Below are 20,328 nucleotides of genomic sequence, written 5' to 3'. Positions count from 1 at the left end.
ACAAGCATAAAAAAACGGCGCTAATTTTAGCGCCGTTTTTGTTTTATCTATTTAATTGCAATAAAAATATCGACTTCGGCATTTTTCGGATTTTGTGCTTTCTCTCCGTAAATTTCAAAATCTGCGGTAAAACTTCTGTTCAGACCTGAATCCCAAATCTTCATCCATTCGTTAAAAACAATGTTTTCATGAAGATTTCCTTTTGCAGTAAACTTTTGATAAGTTGCTTTTTCAATAGTTTTCCCTGTCATTTCCTTCGGAATAAAATCTAAAGAGCTTACCAGACACCCTAAAATGGTTGTGTAAGGTTTTGTGTGATCTTTTTCGTATTCGGTATAAACACAATAAAGAGAATTGTCGATTTTATTCGGAATTCTTTCAGCAATCCCTTCCGTCATAAATTTGTTCCAAAGAGCAGGAATATCTTGTCCTGATTGACCATTTTCATTAGTCGTTCGTACTGAAATCCCAATAATACTAAATTTTTGAATATCCATTTTTAGTTAAATTATTTTGTTTGATTTCAAATTTACGATGGTCGTGTGACAACAGTCTGTCATCAGGAAATTGAAAAATTAAAAGGATTATTGTTTCACGCAGATTCTGCAGATTTAAGCAGATTCTGCGTGAAACAAAATTTTGCGCCTCCGCGTCTCCTGTGTGATTAAAAGCCAAAACAAAACTTAGTCTCTCACTTCGTTCCAGGATGACAAGCAGTTGTGTAAATCTCACACAATCCTGATTGTTATAGTGCTTATTTTGTATTGCTGTAAATATAAGCCTCAATTGCTTTTAATTCTTCATCAGACATCGCCTGAGTTACCGGAAAATTAGTTTTCATAACCGAAAACTGGCTCGGATCAACAATTGGGTCCGCATTTCCTTTTAAGAAAGTAACAATATCCCCTTTTTTGTCTTTATACGTTTTTCCGATTTCCTGAATACTTGGGCCAATAATTTTTTGATCTGTCTGATGGCAGGAAACACAATTTCCTTTTCCTTCAAAAATGTCTTTTCCTAAAGCTTCCGGTGTTTTGGCTTCCGCCGATTCGCCTTCTGAATAGGTTTCTGTTGCGGTTGTATCAGGATTTTCAGTTGTTTCTTTTTTACAAGATGCAAAAGCTAAAACGGCAGATAAGAATAATACTTTTTTCATTCTTTTATTTCTTATTTAATAATATTGCTGCTTCTTTAGCAAAATAAGTCGAGATAATACTGGCTCCAGCACGCTTAATGCAATAAAGTTGCTCCATCATAATCTTGTCATTATCCAGCCAGCCTCTTTCAGCTGCAGCTTTAATCATGGCATATTCTCCTGAAACATGAAAAACAGTTACCGGAACATTCACGGCATTTTTTACTTCACGTACAATATCTAAATATGCAATTCCTGGTTTTACCATTACCATATCTGCACCTTCTTCAACATCCATAAGTGTTTCTCTGATCGCTTCGATACGATTGGCATAATCCATTTGGTATGTTTTTTTGTCTTTCGGAACCACTACATCAGCTTCTCTTGGAGCACTATCCAAAGCATCGCGAAACGGACCATAAAATGCAGAAGCATATTTAGCCGAATAACTCATGATACCAACATTATGAAAACCTGCAGCATCCAATCCCTGACGCAAACGCAAAATACGTCCGTCCATCATATCACTTGGTGCAACAAAATCCGCTCCGGCTTGTGCGTGTGAAACGGCCATTTTTACCAATGCTTCGTTAGTAGCATCATTGGCAACATCGCCATTTTCTATGATTCCGTCGTGACCATAAATAGAATAGGGATCAAGGGCAACATCAGGCATTACAATCATTTCAGGACAAGCGGCTTTTATGGCTTTAATAGCATTTTGCATTAATCCGTTTGGATTCCAGGCTTCTTTTCCGGTATTGTCTTTGAGTGATTCGTCTACTTTTACGTAAATGTTGACAGCGCGAATTCCTAAAGCAAAAATTTCTTTTACTTCTTCTACGGTCAAATCAATAGAGCGACGAAAAATTCCCGGCATGGATGGAATTTCAACTTTATAATTTTCGCCTTCTGCAATAAACATTGGAAACATAAAATCACTCGGACTCAATGTTGTTTCGCGAACTAAACTACGGATAGATTCATTTACTCGTAGTCTTCTGCCTCTTTGTAATGGGAACATAACTATTTTAGATTTTTGATTGCTGATTTTAGATTTTTTATTGTGTAATATTCAGATGAAATAACAAGTCATTAATCAGCGATCCATTTATTAGAATTTTTACTGTTTTAATTTTTAGGTAATGGAAGCTGCGTAAATCGCTTTTATAGTTTTATCAAGTTTTTGATTAAATTCATCATTAGACTGACCAGCTGAAAGACCTTCAGACAATGCTCTTGAAAAACTGGCAATCAATCCGTGATTTTGCGTCAGTTTAGCATTGGCTTCTTCTTCTGAATATCCTCCCGACAATGCCACAACACGCACAACATGAGGATCAGACATCAAATCTGTGTAAAAGTCATTTACAGTCGGGATAGATAATTTCAGCATAACTTTAACCTCTTTATCCAACAAGCTAAGTTGTTTCTTAATTTCTTCTTTTAGAATTTCTTCAGACTTTTCTTTATCAGTGCTGTAAATATCAACTTCTGGTTCAATAATCGGCACAAGTCCTTTTGTAAATATTTGTTTTCCAACCGCAAATTGTTGCTCTACAACTTCCCGAATTCCTTCGGCATTTGCTTCTTTAATAACAGAACGCATTTTGGTTCCAAAAACGTTTTTCTCTACAGCTCTTGTCAACAGTTCCTCTAAATTAGAAATCGGTTTCATCAACTGTACGCCATTGGCCAAATCAGCAAGTCCTTTATCGACTTTTAAAAACGGAACGATGTTTTTCTTTTCCCACAAATAATCGGCAGTCCATTGTCCGTCGATTTTGCGATCCATAGTATTTTCAAACAAAATAGCTCCCAGGATATATTCGCTTTTGAATGCAGGACTTTTAATGATACGGGTTCTCATTTCATGTACAAGAGTGTACATTTCTTCGTCATTCGTGAAACTACTTTCTTGTATGCCATATTGAGCTAACGCTTTTGGTGTACTTCCACCACTTTGATCCAATGCGGCAATAAATCCTTTTCCTGAATGCATGCGATCTAATTGTGCAATGTTCATTTCTCTCTTTTCCATAATATTTTAGATTTTAGATTGAAGATTTAAAAGTAAATTACAATTTAAATTTATGATTAACAAGAAGTTAAATGAATATTGGCTTCAATTTATTAAATCCATTCCCGCGGATTTTCCAGCACATTTACTAATTTTTCTTCTTCGCTTCCTGCTTCTGCGTGATGATCGTAAACCCATTGCACATGTGGAGGCAAACTCATCAAGATACTCTCAATTCTTCCGTTGGTTTTTAAACCGAATAAAGTGCCTTTGTCATGAACCAAATTGAATTCGACATAACGGCCACGACGAATTTCTTGCCAATTCCTGTTTTCAGGCGTATAGGCTAAATTTTTTCTTTTCTCCACAATTGGAACATAGGCTTCTAAGAAACTATTTCCAACTTCGGATACAAAATTGAACCAATCTTCCATCGACATTTGCTCATTTGCTTTGCAATAATCAAAGAACAAACCGCCAATTCCGCGGGCTTCGTTTCTGTGAGCATTCCAAAAATAAGCATCACATTGTTTTTTATATTTCGGATAAAACTCCGGATTATGTTTGTCACAAGCCGTTTTACACGTTTGATGAAAGTGTGTCGCATCTTCTTCAAACAAATAATAAGGTGTTAGATCCTGTCCACCGCCAAACCATTGTTCGATTACTTTTCCGTGTTCATCATACATTTCAAAATAACGCCAATTGGCATGAACTGTTGGTGTCATGGGATTTTTGGGATGTAAAACCAAGCTTAATCCACAAGCAAAGAAATCAGCTTCGCCAACGCCAAACATTTTCTGCATCGCTTCAGGCAATTTTCCATGAACGGCTGAAATGTTTACGCCACCTTTTTCGAAGACATTTCCGTTTTCAATAACGCGCGTTCTTCCGCCGCCGCCTTCGGGACGTTTCCAAAGATCTTCACGGAATTTTGCAGTTCCGTCAACAGCTTCTAATTCGGCACAGATCTGGTCTTGTAGATTTTGTAAGTATGCGTAAAATTTATCTTTCATAAGTATTGTATTCTGATTTAAGCAACCCGAAATAAACAGTGTTCTGCAATTCGCCATCACCATTTCTAAATTCGTCCCGTAAAATTCCTTCTTGTTTGAAATTGTGTTTTAATGCAACTCGCTGACTTGCAAAATTAATTTCGGATGTACAGATAAAAACCTTATTCATTTTCAATTCGTTGAAACAAAATTCAAGTGCATCTGAAACCATTTTTGAAGTGATTCCTTTTCCCTGATAATCTTCATCGGTAAAATAACCTAACTCACATTTTGAAATACGGTAGTCTATCGTTTTTACACATAAATAACCAATTAAGTCATTGGTTTTGATGTCTCTTGAGAAAAAATAAAAGCCTTCATTGTTCTTTTCTTTGTTATGACTAACTGCCAGAAAATCTTCAGCTTTCTTTAAGGAATCAGAATTGGCCAGCGTCACCGGAAAAGTTTTCCCAATATGATTTCTATTCTTATCGATCAGTTTGAAAAACTCTTCGGGAGAAACATGTTGAAGTCGATCTATTTTCCAATCCGTAAAACTCATGTTATTTGTTTTTAGCCGAGGCGATTTTGGCATTTATTCCAAAGGAGAAAACCTTGCTTTCTTGCTGAATATATTGGTAAAGAACTAGCGCTTTATTTTCAAAATTATAGTTTTCAACTATTGAAAATTGCATTAAAAAGTCAGCAAATTGCTCTAATTGATTAAAATCTAAATGACATCGAACTAATAATGTAATTAATTCTTCATTTTGATATTCTACTAAGGTTTCAATGTTTAAACCAAATTCTTTTAATTGATTTTCAATATCAAATTTTTCATCATCGGTCAAAGGCTGAGGTACAAAATCAAGAGAGCGCAATGTTTTAAGAACATTGTCGATTCTGATTGCTTCGTCGTCTCTTAAGCCTTTGTTGAGCATTTTCTTGTAAGTTGATGGTTGTAAGTTGATGGTTGATAGTTATGAGATTCTAACAACTATCAACCATCAACTATTAACTATTTCACTTCGTATTCCTTAACCGCGTCAATAAACGCTTTTGCATGATCTACAGGAATATTTGGTAAAATTCCGTGACCTAAATTTACAATATATTTATCTTTTCCGAATTCGTCAATCATTTCATGAACCATTTTTTTGATGGTTGGAATTGGAGAAAGCAATCTTGACGGATCAAAGTTTCCTTGTAAAGTAATGTTTCCACCAGACAAATAACGTGCATTTCTAGCCGAACAAGTCCAGTCTACACCCAATGCCGAAGCTTTACTTTTACCCATTTCGCCAAGAGCAAACCAACATCCTTTTCCGAAAACAATAACCGGGGTAACTTCGGCCAAAGCATCAACGATCTGGTTAATGTATTTCCATGAGAATTCCTGATAATCAACCGGAGAAAGCATTCCTCCCCAGGAATCAAAAATCTGAACGGCATTAACCCCTGATTTTACCTTTTCTTTTAAATATAAAATAGTTGTATCAGTGATTTTTTGTAATAAAGTATGTGCTGCAACTGGGTTTGAAAAACAGAAACCTTTTGCAGTATCAAAGCTTTTAGATCCTTTTCCTTCAACAGCATAACAGAAAATTGTCCATGGTGAACCTGCGAAACCAATTAATGGAACTTCGTCGTTCAACATTTCTTTAGTCAATTTAATGGCATCAAAAACATAACCTAAAGTTTCATTTACATCCGGAACAAAAACCTGATTTACTTGTTCCATTGTGCGAATTGGGTTAGGAATAATTGGCCCTAGATTATCTTTCAATTCCACGTGAATTCCCATTGCGCGTGGCACCACTAAAATATCTGAGAATAAAATGGCCGCATCCGGAGCAATTCTGCGTATTGGCTGAACCGTAATTTCTGCCGCTAATTCAGGGGTTTCACAACGGGTAAAGAAATCGTATTTATCACGCAAAGCGATGAATTCTGGTAAATATCTTCCGGCTTGACGCATCATCCATACTGGCGGACGTTGAACAGTTTCCCCTTTTAAGGCACGTAAAAATAGGTCGTTTTTTAACATTTCTTTTATGGCTTTAGGCTTTAAGCTTTAGGCTTTAAGCGTTTGTTTGTGTTATTTTTTTGTGCTTATGGCTTATTGCTTAAAGCCTATAGCAGTATTAATTTATGCTTATTGCCTAAGGCTTAAAGCTTATTGCTGTATTCAACAATTACATCCTCAATCACATCTTCAACCGTTGGCTGATCTGCTATGATGATGTTTTTGGTAATTTTATGTAAAGCTTCTGCAGTGGTTTCTCCAATACAAAAGCAGGTTTCTTTTTTGATGGTATGGTCTTTCAAATAACTTTCAACGCCAGACGGACTGAAAAATAAGATCGCATCAACAGCTGTTTTTATTTTCTGAGGTGTTAATGATGTATCGTAAACCTGGATTTCATTAAATTTTACCTCGGCATCTTTTAAAGCTTGAGGCAAAGTTTCTCTGCGAAGGTTTCCACTAAAAAACGTGAAACTTTCATTTCTGTAAATCAAAGTGATGATTTCAGCCAAATCTGAAGCATAACCGGTATAAGCCACAACATTAAAGCCACTTTCAGAAAGTAAAATCTTGGTTTTTAAGCCAACGCAAAAAACATTTTTACTTTTTAATTCTTCCGCTTTTGGGTGTGACAAAATACTATGAACAGCATTCTGACTTGTAAAGATCAAATTTTCGTTGAGGTCTTTTAGTTCGAAAGATTTATTTTGAGTCTGAATGAAATCGGTATCAGTAACTTCTATATTAGCATTAGTTAATGCTTGTTTTTGTTCGCCCGATAGCTTTTTTGTGGATAATATTTGAATTGATTTTGCCATTATTTTTTTAAAGATTCTTTAATAGATTGCATCAATTCGGTTCCGCCGTTGTTTAGAATTTCTTGCGCCGAGTGGAAACCTAATTTTTTCCATTCTGAAATGTCAACGGTTTTTTCGATTTCCAGTTTTTGTTTTCCGTCAACAGAAAGTAAAACCCCTTGAAAATGTAAAGTATCTTCGTCTTCATTATAAGTGACCAAAGCTCCAATTGGGGCAGTACAGCCACCTTCAAGCGTTCTCAAAAACTGACGTTCGATATACGTACAGATTTCCGTTTCAATATGATTTAACTGAGAAAGTGCGTCTAAAGTATAATTGTCATTTTCCATTGCCACTACAAGCATTGCTCCTTGTGCCGGCGCGGGAATCATCCAGTCTAAATTGATATAGTTTTCTGGTTTAAGGTTGATGCGTTCCAAACCTGCAGCAGCAAAAACAGCTCCATCCCAGTTATTGTCTTGTAATTTTTGCATACGTGTGTTTACGTTTCCGCGTAAGTCAACCACCGTATGATTAGGGTATTTATTGAACCATAAAGCCTGGCGACGCAAACTTCCGGTTGCAATTGTACTTGGCTGATTAAAATCAGGAATTCCTTTAAAAACTAAAATATCTAAAACATTGGCTCTTTCTAAAACAGCAGCCTGAACAATACCTTTTGGCAATGCGGTTGGAACATCTTTCATGGAGTGAACAGCAATATCACAATCGCCGTTAATCATGGCAACATCCAGTGTTTTAGTAAAAATTCCGGTAATGCCAAGTTCGTAAAGCGGTTTGTCCAAAATAATATCACCTGTAGATTTTACCGCAACAATCTCAGTTTTATAACCCAAATCGTTTAGTTTTTTCTCGACAGTATGTGCTTGCCAAAGTGCCAATTCGCTATCGCGAGTTCCTATTCTGATAATTTTTTCAGCCATTTTTTACGGTTTTTCCACCATATAAGTTATATAAGTAAATTTAAGCAATTCGTAAATAGCTGTAATTTAATGAACTTATTGACTTATATGGTGAAAAGTTTATGTTTTTAAGATGCTTTTATTTTGAAGACTTTTTCGATCCATTCGATGCTTTCATCGACCATGGTGTCGTCGTCTTTTAAGTGGTTTGCGAAATGTGTAGTGATTTTTTGAATGATTCTGTTACTGATGATTTCAGCCTGAGCCTCATTGAAATCAGTAATTTTTTTGCTTTGAAAGTTTAATTCTGAATCTTTAATCGCATTCAGTTTTTCTTTTAAAGCATTGATCGTTGGGGCAAATTTTCTGCCTTTCATCCAAACAACAAATTCTTCTTTGATTTCTTCGATAATAGCTTCAGCCGCCGGAATATGTAATTTTCTGTTTTCCAATGTTTCATCTGTCAATTGCGACAAATAATCCATGTGAATCAAAGTTACACCTTCTAATTCCTCAACATTTTCATTCACGTTTTTCGGAATCGATAAGTCTAAAATCAATAAAGGTTTTTTAAGATTTAAGATGGCTTTGTCAACCGTTGGGTTTTGAGCGCCTGTAGCGACAACCACAACATCTGCTTTTTGAAGTTCTAAATGCAGCTCCGAATAATCTTTAACAATCAAATTTAGTTTTCCGGCCAATTTCTCAGCTTTGTCTTTAGTTCGGTTGATTAAAGTGATATGTTCGTTTTTGGTGTGTTTTACCAGATTTTCACAAGTATTTCTTCCGATTTTTCCTGTTCCGAAAAGTAAAATGTTTTTATTCCCGATATCTTCTACATTTTTCATAATGTATTGAACCGATGCAAAAGAAACCGAAGTTGCTCCGGAACTAATTTCTGTTTCGTTTTTGATTTTTTTGCTCGCCTGAATCACAGCGTTTACCAATCTTTCCATAAAAGTATTGGCTAAACCCATAGATTTAGAATGGGTAAAACTAGTTTTGATTTGAGATATAATCTCGAAATCGCCCAGAATCTGACTATCTAAACCAGTACCTACGCGAAACAAATGATTTATAGCTTCCTGATTTTTATAAACGAATCCCACTTTTTGGAAAGCATCTACAGATCCGTTACTATTATCGCAAATCAGTTTTATTAATTGAAATGGATGTTCAGCAAAACCGTAAATTTCGGTTCTGTTGCAAGTCGAAGTGACAATTAAACTTTCTATTCCTTCTGTTTTAGCCTGTTCCAGCAAACGAGTCTTCGCAACTGCATCCAAACTAAATTGACCTCTGACCTCAGCATCAGCTTTTTTATAACTCAGACCAACTGAATAAAAATAGAGGTGTTTCGGTACATTATTGTTTTCCATATATTCACTTTCATAAAAGTGCAACAAAATTATTATTATAGTAGTTATAAAAGTAACGCTCAAAGTACTATTTGTATCGCTATATGTTTTTTTGTTTCTAAACGTCTGTTTTTGTGTAAAAAACATTATTTTTGTAGCAAAATCAAGTCGTTTGAAATGATTTGTTTAGAGTGATTCTAAATAACATTTCCCTTTGGCTGTGATTTTAGTTTCAAAAAAATATCGCTATGAGTTCTCAGGAAATTATAAAAATTGAAGACGACTTTACGCTGATCCGTTTTCAAAACGACAGTTCAGAGCCGTTTTTTGGACAGCATGAAGTTGGTAGTGGTCTGATACAGTTTCACTTCGGGATAAAAGGCAATGCTAAATTCTTGTTTAATCAGGGTACTTATGCCTTAGATTTGAAGGAAGAAAAATCATTGCTTTTGTACAATCCACAGAAAGAATTACCGCTGAATTTAGAGTTGGCTCCAAATTCCTGGGTAATTTCAGTTATTGTATCGATCAAGAAATTTCACGCGTTGTTTTCTGCGGAAGCAGATTATATTACTTTTTTAAGTCCTGATAATAAGGACAAAAAATATTATAACGAAGGAAATATCAGTCCTTCTATGGCTATTGTGTTGAGTCAGTTGTTTCATTATAACCTTCATCCGTCGATAAAAAACCTTTATTATAAAGGAAAAGGATACGAATTGTTGAGTCTGTATTTTAATCGAACAGAAGATCCAAACGCAGAGCAATGTCCGTTTTTGATTGATGAAGATAACGTTTTGAAAATTCGAAAAGCCAAAGAAATCATCATCGCCAATATGGCTGAACCTCCTGGTTTACAAGAATTGGCCGATGAAATTGGTTTGAATTTGAAGAAACTAAAAATGGGTTTCAAACAAATTTACGGCGATACAGTTTACGGTTTTCTTTTCGATTACAAAATGGATTTCGCCCGAAAACTATTAGATAGTGGTTCTTATAATGTAAACGAAGTTGGATTGAAAATAGGTTATAGCACGGGAAGTCATTTCATCGCGGCGTTCAAAAAGAAATTTGCCACAACTCCGAAAAAGTATTTGATGTCGATTAATACGAATGTTTAATTAATGAAAAAGGCATTTTTACTTTTAATGTTCTTTGTATTGGGATTTCAAAATATAAAAGCTCAGGAGATTTCTAAAATTGATTACAATAAGTTGTCGAAATTAGAGGGAATGGAATGTCTAGGCGGAATAACTTTTTATATAGAAAAGAAAGATAAAATCTTGATAGCAGTTCAAAATGACACTATTAAATGGAAAGCAGATGTTATTAAAAACTGCGGAAAAAGGAAAGTTGAAATTAATTCTGTTTTTATAGGAAGTGGAAAATTAAAAGTTTCTTTTGGTAAAAACCGTATTGCTTTTGTTAATATAAAAAATGGAGAAATCGAATGTTTGGCAGAAAAGAAAAATAAAAGAAAAGATCAAGATAAGGATTATATCGATTTTACAAATCAGAGTATAATCAAAAAGTAATAAATATCATATTTCTAAAAAGTAGCAAGTTCTACTTTTGCCGAAAATTAAAACAAAAACAAAGCTTAAAGCAAAAGAATAAATGAAAGGCGTATTATTAGTAAACTTAGGATCTCCAGAAAGTCCGGAACCAAAAGATGTAAAACCGTATTTAGACGAATTTTTAATGGATAAATACGTGATCGATGTTCCGTATTTGTTAAGAGCATTCTTGGTTCGTGGAATCATTTTAAGAAAAAGACCGGAAGAATCAGCGCATGCTTACAAGAAAATCTGGTGGGAAGAAGGTTCTCCGTTAGTAGTCCTTTCTGAAAGAATGCAGAAAAAAGTACAGCCTTTAGTGAACGTTCCTGTTTCGCTTGCCATGCGTTATGGTACTATGACTATCGAAAAAGGACTGCAGGAATTGCACGAAAAAGGAGTAACTGAAGTAATGCTTTTTCCGTTGTATCCGCAATATGCGATGGCATCGACTTTGACAATTTTAGTTAAAGCAGAAGAAATCCGCAAGAAGAAATTTCCTCATATGACTTTTACTGATGTTCCTGCCTTTTATAACAAACCAGATTACATCAGGAATTTAGCCGATTCGATTCAGAAACATTTAGTTGGTTTTGATTATGATCATTTGTTATTCTCGTATCACGGAATTCCGGAGCGTCATATTCGCAAAACCGATGTAACAAAATCACATTGTAAGATAGATGGATCATGTTGCAATACGCCTTCACCGGCACACGATTTCTGTTACCGCCATCAATGTTATGAAACAACAAGACAGGTCGTAAAATTATTAGGAATTCCAGCTGATAAATACAGTTTGACTTTCCAATCGCGTTTAGCCGGAGACAAATGGTTAGAACCTTACACGGATGTTGAAATTGATAAAATGCCAGCAAAAGGAATCAAGAAATTGGCAGTTGTAACACCAGCTTTTGTTTCGGATTGTTTAGAAACCCTTGAAGAAATCGCAATGCGTGCCAAAGAAGATTTTGAAGCAAAAGGAGGAGAAGAATTCTTGGCGATTCCGTGTTTGAATGATGATGATGAGTGGTGCCAGACCGTGAGTAACTGGATTAACGATTGGGCTAAAAAATAGAAAATAGAGTAAAGAGTAAAGAACAAAGATTGTTGCGTGAAAATCAACTTTAAAAAACCTGAAACCTCAAACCTGAAACAAAAAGCATGGAATATTATAATTATCTAAAATCGCTGCATCTTATTTTTGTAATCACATGGTTTGCAGGATTGTTTTATATTGTGCGTTTGTTTGTATATCAAATTGAAGCCAACGAAAAACCATCTCCTGAAAAGGAAATTTTGCAGGCACAGTACAAAATAATGGCCTACCGTTTGTGGTACATTATCACGTGGCCATCAGCAATTTTGGCTAGTATTTTTGCTTTTTGGATGTTATTTTTTACTGATTTAGGAAACGCCTGGCTTAAAATGCCGTGGATGTATGTAAAATTGTGTTTTGTTTTTCTTTTATATTTATATCACGCAAAATGCCATCAAATTTTCAAACAATTGCAAAATGATGAGGTAAAATATTCCAACAATTTCATGCGTTTATGGAATGAAGGTGCTACAATCATACTATTTGCCGTAGTGTTTTTAGTAGTTTTAAAAAGTGCCGTCAACTGGATTTTCGGCGTAATAGGAATTGTTTTATTCTCCGTTTTAATCATGCTGGGCTTCCGTTTTTACAAAAGAATTCGAGAAAGAAAATAGTTTTTTTAGTTTCAGGTTTCAAGTTGCCATCCGCGACACAACCTGAAACCTGAAACAAACAAAACAAAAAATATGTTTAACAACTTCAAAATGTCAATGCTTTCTCTTCGTGTAAGGATTTTCCTTTCGATGATTGTATTGATTGTTGTGGCATCTTTTTTATTGGCTTCCATTTCGATTATTCAGTTTAAGAATGAAGCCAAAGAATACCATCAGGAACGTTTGGAGCGTAAAGAAAATGCCGTAAAAGAACATATCAACTACGTGCTTTCGACTACCACTTATCCTTTAAAAACTGCCAATTTAGATTTGATTTTTAAAGATAAAATCCATGAATTGGCCCAAATTCACAAAATCGAAATCAATATTTACAGCCTTGACGGAAAATTGCTGAAATCCTCCAAAGAATCTTTTGCGGTTGATAAAGTAGCACCTCCAGTTCCCGATTATATCCTGAAATTGGTTCGGTCTTCTATTGAAAAGCGATTTGTAGACATTAAAACTATTGATGGAGTCAAAAACAGATCATCATATAGTTTGATAAAAGATGAGAAATTCAAACCACTCGGAATTCTAAATCTTCCTTATTTAGAAGACGACGGTTATTATGACAATGAGTTGAATACTTTCCTGATTCGTTTAAGTCAGGTATATTCTTTTATGCTGATTGTCGCATTTGCCTTGGCTTATTTTCTTTCAACTTATATTACCAAATCCCTTAAAACGATTTCTGATAAACTGGAAGAAACGAATCTGGATCAGAAAAATGAGAAGATTGTTTTAGAGGCGAATAGCAAAGAAGTTAATTTCCTGATCCGGGCATATAACGGAATGGTCGATAAATTGGAAACCAGTGCCATAAAACTAGCCCAAAGTGAACGTGAAGAAGCGTGGCGCGAAATGGCAAAACAAGTGGCACACGAAATTAAAAATCCGCTTACGCCGATGCGTTTGACCGTGCAAAGCTTTCAACGCAAGTTTGATCCGACAGCGCCTGATGTAAAGCAGAAATTAAACGATTATTCTGAAACCTTAATTCAGCAAATTGATACGATGACGGCCGTTGCTTCCGCCTTTTCGAATTTTGCTTCGATGCCGGCTCAGCAAAATGAAACCTTAAATGTGGTGGAAGTTGTGGAATTGGCGTTAGATATTTTCAACGAAGATTATATTGTTTTTGAAAGTGAAGAAGAGGAAATCGTTTCCAAAATGGACCGTACACAATTAATTCGTGTCATTACCAATTTGGTTAAAAATGCAACGCAGGCAATTCCGGAAAGTCAGTTTCATAAATCTATTTTGGTTACGGTAAAACGCCGAAATAATAATGTTGAAATTGCGGTAAAAGACAACGGAATCGGAATTCAGAAGCAAGATGCTGACCGAATTTTCGAACCAAAATTTACTACTAAAACCAGTGGAATGGGTCTTGGACTCGGAATTATAAAAAACATTATCGAAAATTACAAAGGAACAATTACCTTTGAATCAACTTTTGGAAAAGGAACCACATTTACCGTTTCTTTGCCTATCACAAACTCATAAAACCACGACCATGAACTACGAAAATCTTTTAATTTCTATTGAGGAAAAAATTGCTACCGTAACCATAAACAGACCCACAAAGCTCAATGCGTTGAACAAAGCAACCATTAGTGATCTGAATAAAGCAATCAAATTATTGGGTAAAAATGATGAGGTTCGTGTTATTATTTTAACCGGAAGTGGAGAAAAAGCTTTTGTGGCCGGAGCCGATATTTCAGAATTTGCCAATTATACTGTTGTTGAAGGAGCACAATTAGCTGCTGAAGGACAAGAATCACTTTTCGATTATATAGAAAATTTAAAGAAACCGGTAATTGCTGCCGTAAATGGTTTTGCTCTTGGTGGCGGATTAGAATTGGCAATGGCGTGTCATTTTAGAGTAGCATCAGACAATGCAAAAATGGGATTGCCGGAAGTAACTTTAGGATTGATCCCGGGTTATGGAGGAACGCAGCGTTTGCCCCAATTAGTAGGGAAAGGCCGTGCAATGGAAATGATTATGACTGCAGCTATGGTTAATGCAGAAGAAGCCAAAGAATATGGTTTGGTAAATCACGTAGTGCCTCAGGCGGAACTTCTTGAATTTACAAACGGAATTGCTCAAAAAATCATTAAAAATGCACCATTTGCTATCGGAAAGGCAATAAAAGCCATCAATGCGAATTTTAAAGAGGGAAAAGATGGTTTTGAAACCGAAATAAAATCATTCGGAAAATGTTTCGGAACTCAGGATTTTAAAGAAGGAACCACAGCGTTTTTAGAGAAAAGAAAGGCTGAATTTACAGGCAAATAATTTTTCTTAACCGCAAAGTTCGCTAAGATTTACGCAAGGTTCGCAAAGTTTTTAAATTTCCTTGTGTCCTTTGCGTAAATCTTAGCGAACTTTGCGGTTAAATAATAGACAAAGGTTTTAAAAACTTAGAACCTTAGCATCTCAGAACCTTACAAGCTTAAAAAAAATGTACGAACCAATATTTGCTCTTTTTTGTGAACGCGTCAAAGAAAGCATTCAAAGCGGCACTTTTGCCAAACTTACTCTTGCCAAAACGATCGGTGATACCGAGATCAAAAACATTTACTTCCGATTGGTTTTGAATGAAGACAACACGTATTCAATCTCTTTGACTACGCGCTATAAAACTGAAGAAATTGAAAGTATTCACACTTTAGATGAAGCTTTAATGGTATTGGGAACGTATATTAAAAACCCATTTTTGACAGCGCTTTTGTTTACGACAGATAACGATGTAACATTCAAAGTAAACAAAAAGAATGCTGGAAGTATTATCGAGCAGGAACCAACATTCAAGAATGCATCGCCAGTAATGTTGGAGATGATTGAAAAAGGGATTGTTTAGTTTTTAGGAGCTAATCCCGCTATCCGTTCCAATCTTTTGTGGCGAACCCCGCCACAAAAGGATTTCCACTTCTATCGGGGCTAGGAATCCCGTTTTCAAAAAAAAGTTTAGCGGCTAGTTTGCCATTTCTGTCAATATTGTGTTTTTTAGGGCGGATTAATCCTTGCAAATCAAAAAAAATCTTCGCGTACCTCTGTGTATCTCTGTGGTATAACAACTCCTAAATAAGCTTCACAAACAAATTAGAAGCAATTTTATTCGAGATAGATAATTCCCTTCGATCAATCTTAATTTTAACCGATAAATCGAAAGATTCTTTAGAAAGAAATTCGATTTTTGAACCCAAAGCGATTTCTTGTTTGTCCAGATATTTCAAAAATTCTGAAGAGGTATCTTTTACACCCACACAAACACCAATTTGGTGTTCTGTTAATTCAGCAAGCAGTTGTTTTTCGATCTTCACAATTCGGCCATTCGCATCCGGAATAGGATCGCCGTGCGGATCTTCCGTTGGATTTCCAAGGAAATCATCCAAACGATTAATCAATTGCTCCGATTTGATATGTTCTAATTGTTCTGCAATATCGTGAACCTCATCCCAACTAAAATTCAGTTTTTCCACTAAAAAAACTTCCCATAAACGATGTTTGCGAACAATCATTTTAGCAGCTAGTTTTCCGTTTTCGGTTAAAGAAACGCCCTGGTATTTTTTATAATTTACTAAATCTTTATCTGCCAGCTTTTTAAGCATATCCGTAACGGATGAAGCTTTGGTTTCCATCATTTCAGCAATAGCGTTAGTGCTGACTTCAGTATCATTTGAAGCAGTAAGATGATATATTGATTTTAGGTAGTTTTCTTCTGAAAAAGTCATTTTTTTTCTTTTTGAGGGACAAAGGTTCAAAGGAACAGAGGTTCAAAGCAGAAAACCTTTGTTCCTTTGTAACTCTGGACCTTTGTACCTAATTTATTTAACAATCAACAAAGGTATCGAAATTTTATGTCTCAATTTGTCTACGGTGGTGCCAAATAAAATGTCTTTTAATCCGGTGTGACCGTGGGTTCCCATAACTAAAATATCAAAATTTCCTTGGTTGATAATCTTCGGAATCACGCTGTTAGGTTTTCCAAAACCAAGTTCTGTTTCTATCTTGAATCCCTTCTGCGAAAGCATCTCTTTATATTCTAATAATAATTCTTCGTCGATTGTAGTTTCATGGTCTTCAATATTATCTCCGTAGACTAATGCCCCAACAGTTTCTACAATGTGAATTAAGGTATATTGGGCATTTATGCCGCCCAATTCAAATGCATTGTTTAGGGCAGCCTCGTCGGCTTTAGAAAAATCGACTGAAATTGCTATGTTTTTCTTGGTATAGGTTTCTTTTGGTTGGTATTGCAATTTTAAATGATGTGGAGAATGATTCTCAATATTAGATTTCGCTCTTGCAATAAATGGTTTAAATACAATATAAAGAAGCAATCCTAAGAATCCAAAGGCTAGTGGTACAACCGTAAACCAAAGAAACACTGGGTTATTAGAATTTTCAAGCCAGGAAGTGATCTCATCATAAACCAATTTGGCATTCAATGAAACAATAATTAAAGCAATTAACCAAGCTGCAACTTGAGTGGTTTTAGAAATATGAAAACCTTTCATTTTGGTTTTATCGCTCACAAAATGAATCAGCGGAATAATCGCAAAACCCAATTGCAAGCTCAAAATAACCTGACTTAAAATTAAAAGTTTTCCGGTTACGCTTTCGCCATAAATTAAAATTACAATTACTGCCGGAACAATGGCAATCAAACGGGTAATAATACGGCGAACCCATGGCTGTATACGTAAATTCAAATAACCTTCCATCACAATTTGCCCTGCTAAAGTTCCCGTTACTGTTGAACTTTGTCCGGCAGCAATCAGGGCGACTGCAAATAAAATAGGTGCCCATTTGGTTCCTAATAATGGTTCTAAAAATTGGTGTGCGTCCTGAATTTCTGCGACTTCAAACATTCCGTTTTTATAAAATGTAGCTGCAGCCAAAATTAAAATGGCGGCGTTTACAAAAAAGGCAAGATTTAAGGCGATTGTAGAATCGATGAAATTATACTTCAACGCTTGTTTGATTCCGGCTGGAGTTCTGTCGAATTTACGCGTTTGTACAAGAGATGAATGTAAATATAAATTGTGAGGCATTACAGTTGCACCAATAATACCGATTGCAATATATAAAGCGGCAGAACTTGGAATTGAAGGAACTAGTCCATAAATCACCTTGTCAAGTTCCGGTTCAGCGAAAATCATCTCGAAAATGAAAGAAAAGCCAATAATAGCAACTAAAACAATAATAAAAGCTTCCATTTTTCGGATGCCTTTATTAATTAGGAAAAGCAGTAAAAAAGTATCGAGAACCGTGATTAAAACACCTTCAATTAACGGAATATCAAAAAGAAGATTGATTCCGATTGCCATTCCTAAAACTTCGGCTAAATCACAGGCAGCAATGGCAATTTCGGCTAAAAAATATAATATATAATTGATGAATCTGGAGTAAGTTTCACGTGAAGCCTGAGCCAGATCTCGTTGTGTTACGATTCCGAGTCTTGCACTTAAACTTTGAAGAAGTAAAGCCATTAAGTTACTCATTAGCAAAACCCAAAGTAAAGAATAGCCAAACTGACTTCCGCCGGCAATATCTGTCGCCCAGTTTCCGGGATCCATATAACCAACGCTTACCAGATATGCGGGACCTAAAAAGGCCAATATTTTACGGAATCCTGTCTTTTTATGTTCTGTTGCAACCGATTGGTTAACTTCTTCTAAAGATTTGGTCATTTTAAAATGTTGTTTTAACAAATGTATATAAAAATTACATTCGCGCAACAATATTTTTAGACGAGCCTAAATCTTATATGTTAGAATTAAAACAATTTGGGCATATTCCTGACAATGTAAAGTTTATGTCATTCACCTTGTAATTGTGCGGAATAATGTAGCTCGGTTTCACATTTTCAAGGCAAGTGATCTCAAGACATTTTTCACAACTGAAATGCGCATGATTATGAATATGCACTCGCTGGGCATGATGATGGCATTTGGCGTATTTTATAGTGCCATCCAAATCAACAATTTTGTGGACGATATCGTCGTTAACTAGACGATCTAAAATTCGGTAAACGGTTACGCGATCGCATAAGCTTTCTATTTGTTTGTAAATTTCGGTGTGTGATAGTGCGGTTTTGGTTTTTCCAAAAATCTCTAAAACGGCCGTCTTTGCTGTGGTGTTTCTCGTTGTTTTCATTTTTTAAAATAAAAAAATAATAACGCAACATTGTTGCGCTTAATTTATTATGTATATATTTGCAACAAAATTGCATTAAGCAAATGTACGTCAAATGAAGAAAACCACAACACCTTTTTATGATATTTTAGGAATTTCAAGCGCGACAATTTGTTTGGTTCATTGTTTGGTTTTTCCGTTTTTAACAATCCTCCCTTTGGGATTAAGTCACAATCCGTTTATTGATTTGCTTTTCGCGACTATAGGACTTTTTGTAATCATTAAAATTATAAAAAAATCGAGACTATTGATAACATCAATTCTTGTTGTTTCAATGGCCCTGATTTGGATCAGCGTTTTAAGTGAAATTATTCTGGACATTCATCTTGATCTCATTTTCATTGGTGGAATTGGGATGATCATTGGACATTTGCTAAATTATAAGTTGCATAAAAATAGGAATCATTAAAAACATAAAGTTATGGAACAAAAACATTTTGAAGTGATTATTGTCGGAGGAAGTTACAGTGGACTTTCGGCCGCGATGAGTCTAGGGCGGTCTTTGCGTCAGGTATTAGTAATTGACAGTGGTTTGCCATGCAACAGACAAACGTCGCATTCGCATAATTTCATTACGCAAGACGGTGAAGTTCCCGCCATCATTTCGGCGAAAGCCAAACTACAAGTCGACTTTTATAAAACAGTTCAGTTTTTTAACGGACTCGCTGTCCAGGCTATCAAAATAAAAGAAGGTTTCGAAATCAAAACAGATTCAGGAGAAGCTTTTACTTCTAAAAAAGTGTTATTCGCAACAGGGGTAAAAGATCTGCTTCCGGAAATTAAAGGTTTGGCTGGATGTTGGGGAATTTCGGTGTTGCATTGTCCATATTGCCACGGTTATGAAGTAAAAAAGGAGAAGACTGCAATTATTGCTAACGGCGATATGGGTTTTGAATATGCAAAACTAATCTCAAACTGGACAAAAGATTTAAGATTATTGACCAATGGAAAATCAACTTTAACATCCGAACAAATGGAAATTTTAAAGAAACATCAAATTGAAATCATTGAAGAGGAGATCGAATCTTTAGAACATGAAAACGGAAGTATTAAACAAGTAGTCTTTAAAAACCAATCAAAAACTGCCATTAAAGCCATTTATTTCAGGCCTCCGTTTGAACAACATTGTTCTTTGCCGGAATCTTTAGATTGTGAATTGACAGAACAAGGCTTGATCAAAGTTGACATGATGCAGAAAACAACTATTCCGGGAGTTTATGCAAGCGGGGACTGTGTTATTCAGGCAAGATCTGTGGCAATGGCGGTTTCTTCGGGATCATTTGCGGGTGCTTCAATTAATAAAGAACTTATTGAAGAGTCGTTTGTTTGACAAATATCTTTAAACACATAGAAACATAGCTTTTGTAGACGTTAAAAGGCGTTTCACTTACATTAAAACACATAGCTATGTGTGAAAGCTAGCTTTTTAAATTGATCTTTAAACTCAAAGTAAAAAACTATGTTTCTATGTGACTAACCAAAAATCTAACATATTGATTTAAATAGAATTAAAATTTTTAGTTTTTAAATCATTGTTTGTCAAATTTAATTTTTAGTTTTG

The 20,328-nt window shown here is 35.4% G+C and carries 23 protein-coding genes; 9 read left to right on the top strand and 14 right to left on the bottom strand.

The window, feature by feature from the left end; translation table 11 throughout:
- Positions 1-47: 47 nt before the first annotated feature.
- From ASC72_RS22975 to hemA, 11 genes are all read right to left on the bottom strand, one after another.
- Positions 48-497 (bottom strand): GyrI-like domain-containing protein, encoded by a 450-nt coding sequence (locus tag ASC72_RS22975; protein WP_056196572.1) that lies wholly within the window; start codon positions 495-497, stop codon positions 48-50.
- A 257-nt stretch (positions 498-754) separates the two neighbouring features.
- Positions 755-1,156 carry a c-type cytochrome gene (locus ASC72_RS22965; RefSeq protein ID WP_056196565.1) on the bottom strand — a complete coding sequence of 134 codons (402 nt, stop codon included), beginning with the start codon at positions 1,154-1,156 and terminating at the stop codon, positions 755-757.
- Positions 1,157-1,160: 4 nt separating this feature from the next.
- Positions 1,161-2,159 carry a porphobilinogen synthase gene (gene hemB / locus ASC72_RS22960; protein WP_056196561.1) on the bottom strand — a complete coding sequence of 333 codons (999 nt, stop codon included), beginning with the start codon at positions 2,157-2,159 and terminating at the stop codon, positions 1,161-1,163.
- 114 nt (positions 2,160-2,273) lie between these two features.
- On the bottom strand, positions 2,274-3,161 hold the full coding sequence (locus ASC72_RS22955; RefSeq protein WP_056196854.1) for a fructose bisphosphate aldolase: 888 nt from the start codon (positions 3,159-3,161) through the stop codon (positions 2,274-2,276).
- Positions 3,162-3,268: 107 nt separating this feature from the next.
- Positions 3,269-4,171 (bottom strand): oxygen-dependent coproporphyrinogen oxidase, encoded by a 903-nt coding sequence (hemF, locus tag ASC72_RS22950; RefSeq protein WP_056196559.1) that lies wholly within the window; start codon positions 4,169-4,171, stop codon positions 3,269-3,271.
- Positions 4,161-4,712 (bottom strand): GNAT family N-acetyltransferase, encoded by a 552-nt coding sequence (locus ASC72_RS22945; protein ID WP_056196851.1) that lies wholly within the window; start codon positions 4,710-4,712, stop codon positions 4,161-4,163. The genes hemF and ASC72_RS22945 overlap by 11 nt, the downstream gene beginning before the upstream one ends.
- A 1-nt stretch (position 4,713) precedes the next feature.
- Positions 4,714-5,091: a hypothetical protein gene (locus tag ASC72_RS22940; protein ID WP_056196556.1), complete on the bottom strand. Its 378-nt coding sequence runs from the start codon at positions 5,089-5,091 to the stop codon at positions 4,714-4,716.
- A 77-nt stretch (positions 5,092-5,168) separates the two neighbouring features.
- Positions 5,169-6,197: a uroporphyrinogen decarboxylase gene (hemE, locus tag ASC72_RS22935; protein ID WP_056196554.1), complete on the bottom strand. Its 1,029-nt coding sequence runs from the start codon at positions 6,195-6,197 to the stop codon at positions 5,169-5,171.
- Positions 6,198-6,319: 122 nt separating this feature from the next.
- Positions 6,320-6,994, bottom strand: a complete 675-nt coding sequence (locus tag ASC72_RS22930; protein ID WP_056196551.1) for a uroporphyrinogen-III synthase — start codon at positions 6,992-6,994, stop codon at positions 6,320-6,322.
- Positions 6,994-7,917, bottom strand: a complete 924-nt coding sequence (gene hemC / locus ASC72_RS22925; RefSeq protein ID WP_056196548.1) for a hydroxymethylbilane synthase — start codon at positions 7,915-7,917, stop codon at positions 6,994-6,996. Before hemC ends, ASC72_RS22930 begins: the two co-directional genes overlap by 1 nt.
- A gap of 107 nt (positions 7,918-8,024) precedes the next feature.
- Positions 8,025-9,275: a glutamyl-tRNA reductase gene (gene hemA / locus ASC72_RS22920; RefSeq protein WP_056196848.1), complete on the bottom strand. Its 1,251-nt coding sequence runs from the start codon at positions 9,273-9,275 to the stop codon at positions 8,025-8,027.
- 227 nt (positions 9,276-9,502) lie between these two features.
- Here hemA and ASC72_RS22915 point away from each other — a divergent pair, with 227 nt between their 5' ends.
- From ASC72_RS22915 to ASC72_RS22885, 7 genes are all read left to right on the top strand, one after another.
- Positions 9,503-10,375, top strand: coding sequence for an AraC family transcriptional regulator (locus tag ASC72_RS22915; protein ID WP_042563598.1), 873 nt, complete (start codon positions 9,503-9,505; stop codon positions 10,373-10,375).
- Between the two features lie 3 nt (positions 10,376-10,378).
- Complete coding sequence (locus tag ASC72_RS22910) at positions 10,379-10,789, top strand: hypothetical protein (RefSeq protein ID WP_056196545.1); 411 nt, start codon at positions 10,379-10,381, stop codon at positions 10,787-10,789.
- Between the two features lie 82 nt (positions 10,790-10,871).
- Positions 10,872-11,888, top strand: a complete 1,017-nt coding sequence (gene hemH, locus ASC72_RS22905; RefSeq protein ID WP_056196543.1) for a ferrochelatase — start codon at positions 10,872-10,874, stop codon at positions 11,886-11,888.
- An 86-nt stretch (positions 11,889-11,974) separates the two neighbouring features.
- Entirely contained in the window at positions 11,975-12,523 is a 549-nt protein-coding gene (locus ASC72_RS22900; protein WP_056196540.1) for a CopD family protein, read from the top strand.
- A 129-nt stretch (positions 12,524-12,652) separates the two neighbouring features.
- Complete coding sequence (locus ASC72_RS22895; RefSeq protein WP_082564385.1) at positions 12,653-14,068, top strand: PAS domain-containing sensor histidine kinase; 1,416 nt, start codon at positions 12,653-12,655, stop codon at positions 14,066-14,068.
- A gap of 10 nt (positions 14,069-14,078) precedes the next feature.
- On the top strand, positions 14,079-14,861 hold the full coding sequence (locus tag ASC72_RS22890; RefSeq protein ID WP_056196534.1) for an enoyl-CoA hydratase/isomerase family protein: 783 nt from the start codon (positions 14,079-14,081) through the stop codon (positions 14,859-14,861).
- Between the two features lie 166 nt (positions 14,862-15,027).
- Positions 15,028-15,426 (top strand): hypothetical protein, encoded by a 399-nt coding sequence (locus ASC72_RS22885; protein WP_056196530.1) that lies wholly within the window; start codon positions 15,028-15,030, stop codon positions 15,424-15,426.
- A 220-nt stretch (positions 15,427-15,646) separates the two neighbouring features.
- Here ASC72_RS22885 and ASC72_RS22875 read toward each other — a convergent pair whose 3' ends face one another.
- The 3 genes from ASC72_RS22875 to ASC72_RS23825 form a co-directional block, all read right to left on the bottom strand.
- Positions 15,647-16,300, bottom strand: coding sequence for a metal-dependent transcriptional regulator (locus ASC72_RS22875; protein ID WP_056196524.1), 654 nt, complete (start codon positions 16,298-16,300; stop codon positions 15,647-15,649).
- Positions 16,301-16,393: 93 nt separating this feature from the next.
- Entirely contained in the window at positions 16,394-18,262 is a 1,869-nt protein-coding gene (locus ASC72_RS22870; protein WP_056196520.1) for an Nramp family divalent metal transporter, read from the bottom strand.
- Between the two features lie 73 nt (positions 18,263-18,335).
- Complete coding sequence (locus ASC72_RS23825; protein WP_082564384.1) at positions 18,336-18,728, bottom strand: Fur family transcriptional regulator; 393 nt, start codon at positions 18,726-18,728, stop codon at positions 18,336-18,338.
- A gap of 94 nt (positions 18,729-18,822) precedes the next feature.
- On the opposite strand from ASC72_RS23825, the gene ASC72_RS22865 reads away from it, so the two are divergent.
- Both ASC72_RS22865 and ASC72_RS22860 read left to right on the top strand, forming a co-directional pair.
- On the top strand, positions 18,823-19,176 hold the full coding sequence (locus ASC72_RS22865) for a MerC family mercury resistance protein (protein WP_056196518.1): 354 nt from the start codon (positions 18,823-18,825) through the stop codon (positions 19,174-19,176).
- 12 nt (positions 19,177-19,188) lie between these two features.
- Positions 19,189-20,097, top strand: coding sequence for an NAD(P)/FAD-dependent oxidoreductase (locus ASC72_RS22860; RefSeq protein WP_056196516.1), 909 nt, complete (start codon positions 19,189-19,191; stop codon positions 20,095-20,097).
- Positions 20,098-20,328 lie beyond the last annotated feature (231 nt).

The sequence above is a fragment of the Flavobacterium sp. Root420 genome, assembly GCF_001427905.1.
Taxonomy (GTDB): Bacteria; Bacteroidota; Bacteroidia; order Flavobacteriales; family Flavobacteriaceae; genus Flavobacterium.
The sequence above is the reverse complement of the archived record's forward strand: the minus strand, read 5'-3'. Positions and strand labels throughout refer to the sequence as shown.

Excerpts from the sequence above, each read along its gene's own strand:
- hemC (WP_056196548.1), bottom strand. The coding sequence starts at position 7,917 with ATGGCTGAAAAAATTATCAGAATAGGAACTCGCGATAGCGAATTGGCA.
- ASC72_RS22875 (WP_056196524.1), bottom strand. The coding sequence starts at position 16,300 with ATGACTTTTTCAGAAGAAAACTACCTAAAATCAATATATCATCTTACT.
- ASC72_RS22965 (WP_056196565.1), bottom strand. The coding sequence starts at position 1,156 with ATGAAAAAAGTATTATTCTTATCTGCCGTTTTAGCTTTTGCATCTTGT.
- ASC72_RS22870 (WP_056196520.1), bottom strand. The coding sequence starts at position 18,262 with ATGACCAAATCTTTAGAAGAAGTTAACCAATCGGTTGCAACAGAACAT.
- ASC72_RS22915 (WP_042563598.1), top strand. The coding sequence starts at position 9,503 with ATGAGTTCTCAGGAAATTATAAAAATTGAAGACGACTTTACGCTGATC.
- ASC72_RS22945 (WP_056196851.1), bottom strand. The coding sequence starts at position 4,712 with ATGAGTTTTACGGATTGGAAAATAGATCGACTTCAACATGTTTCTCCC.
- ASC72_RS22910 (WP_056196545.1), top strand. The coding sequence starts at position 10,379 with ATGAAAAAGGCATTTTTACTTTTAATGTTCTTTGTATTGGGATTTCAA.
- ASC72_RS23825 (WP_082564384.1), bottom strand. The coding sequence starts at position 18,728 with ATGAAAACAACGAGAAACACCACAGCAAAGACGGCCGTTTTAGAGATT.
- hemA (WP_056196848.1), bottom strand. The coding sequence starts at position 9,275 with ATGGAAAACAATAATGTACCGAAACACCTCTATTTTTATTCAGTTGGT.
- hemB (WP_056196561.1), bottom strand. The coding sequence starts at position 2,159 with ATGTTCCCATTACAAAGAGGCAGAAGACTACGAGTAAATGAATCTATC.
- ASC72_RS22890 (WP_056196534.1), top strand. The coding sequence starts at position 14,079 with ATGAACTACGAAAATCTTTTAATTTCTATTGAGGAAAAAATTGCTACC.
- ASC72_RS22955 (WP_056196854.1), bottom strand. The coding sequence starts at position 3,161 with ATGAACATTGCACAATTAGATCGCATGCATTCAGGAAAAGGATTTATT.
- ASC72_RS22930 (WP_056196551.1), bottom strand. The coding sequence starts at position 6,994 with ATGGCAAAATCAATTCAAATATTATCCACAAAAAAGCTATCGGGCGAA.
- ASC72_RS22975 (WP_056196572.1), bottom strand. The coding sequence starts at position 497 with ATGGATATTCAAAAATTTAGTATTATTGGGATTTCAGTACGAACGACT.
- ASC72_RS22900 (WP_056196540.1), top strand. The coding sequence starts at position 11,975 with ATGGAATATTATAATTATCTAAAATCGCTGCATCTTATTTTTGTAATC.
- hemF (WP_056196559.1), bottom strand. The coding sequence starts at position 4,171 with ATGAAAGATAAATTTTACGCATACTTACAAAATCTACAAGACCAGATC.
- ASC72_RS22940 (WP_056196556.1), bottom strand. The coding sequence starts at position 5,091 with ATGCTCAACAAAGGCTTAAGAGACGACGAAGCAATCAGAATCGACAAT.
- ASC72_RS22860 (WP_056196516.1), top strand. The coding sequence starts at position 19,189 with ATGGAACAAAAACATTTTGAAGTGATTATTGTCGGAGGAAGTTACAGT.
- ASC72_RS22865 (WP_056196518.1), top strand. The coding sequence starts at position 18,823 with ATGAAGAAAACCACAACACCTTTTTATGATATTTTAGGAATTTCAAGC.
- hemE (WP_056196554.1), bottom strand. The coding sequence starts at position 6,197 with ATGTTAAAAAACGACCTATTTTTACGTGCCTTAAAAGGGGAAACTGTT.
- ASC72_RS22885 (WP_056196530.1), top strand. The coding sequence starts at position 15,028 with ATGTACGAACCAATATTTGCTCTTTTTTGTGAACGCGTCAAAGAAAGC.
- hemH (WP_056196543.1), top strand. The coding sequence starts at position 10,872 with ATGAAAGGCGTATTATTAGTAAACTTAGGATCTCCAGAAAGTCCGGAA.
- ASC72_RS22895 (WP_082564385.1), top strand. The coding sequence starts at position 12,653 with ATGATTGTATTGATTGTTGTGGCATCTTTTTTATTGGCTTCCATTTCG.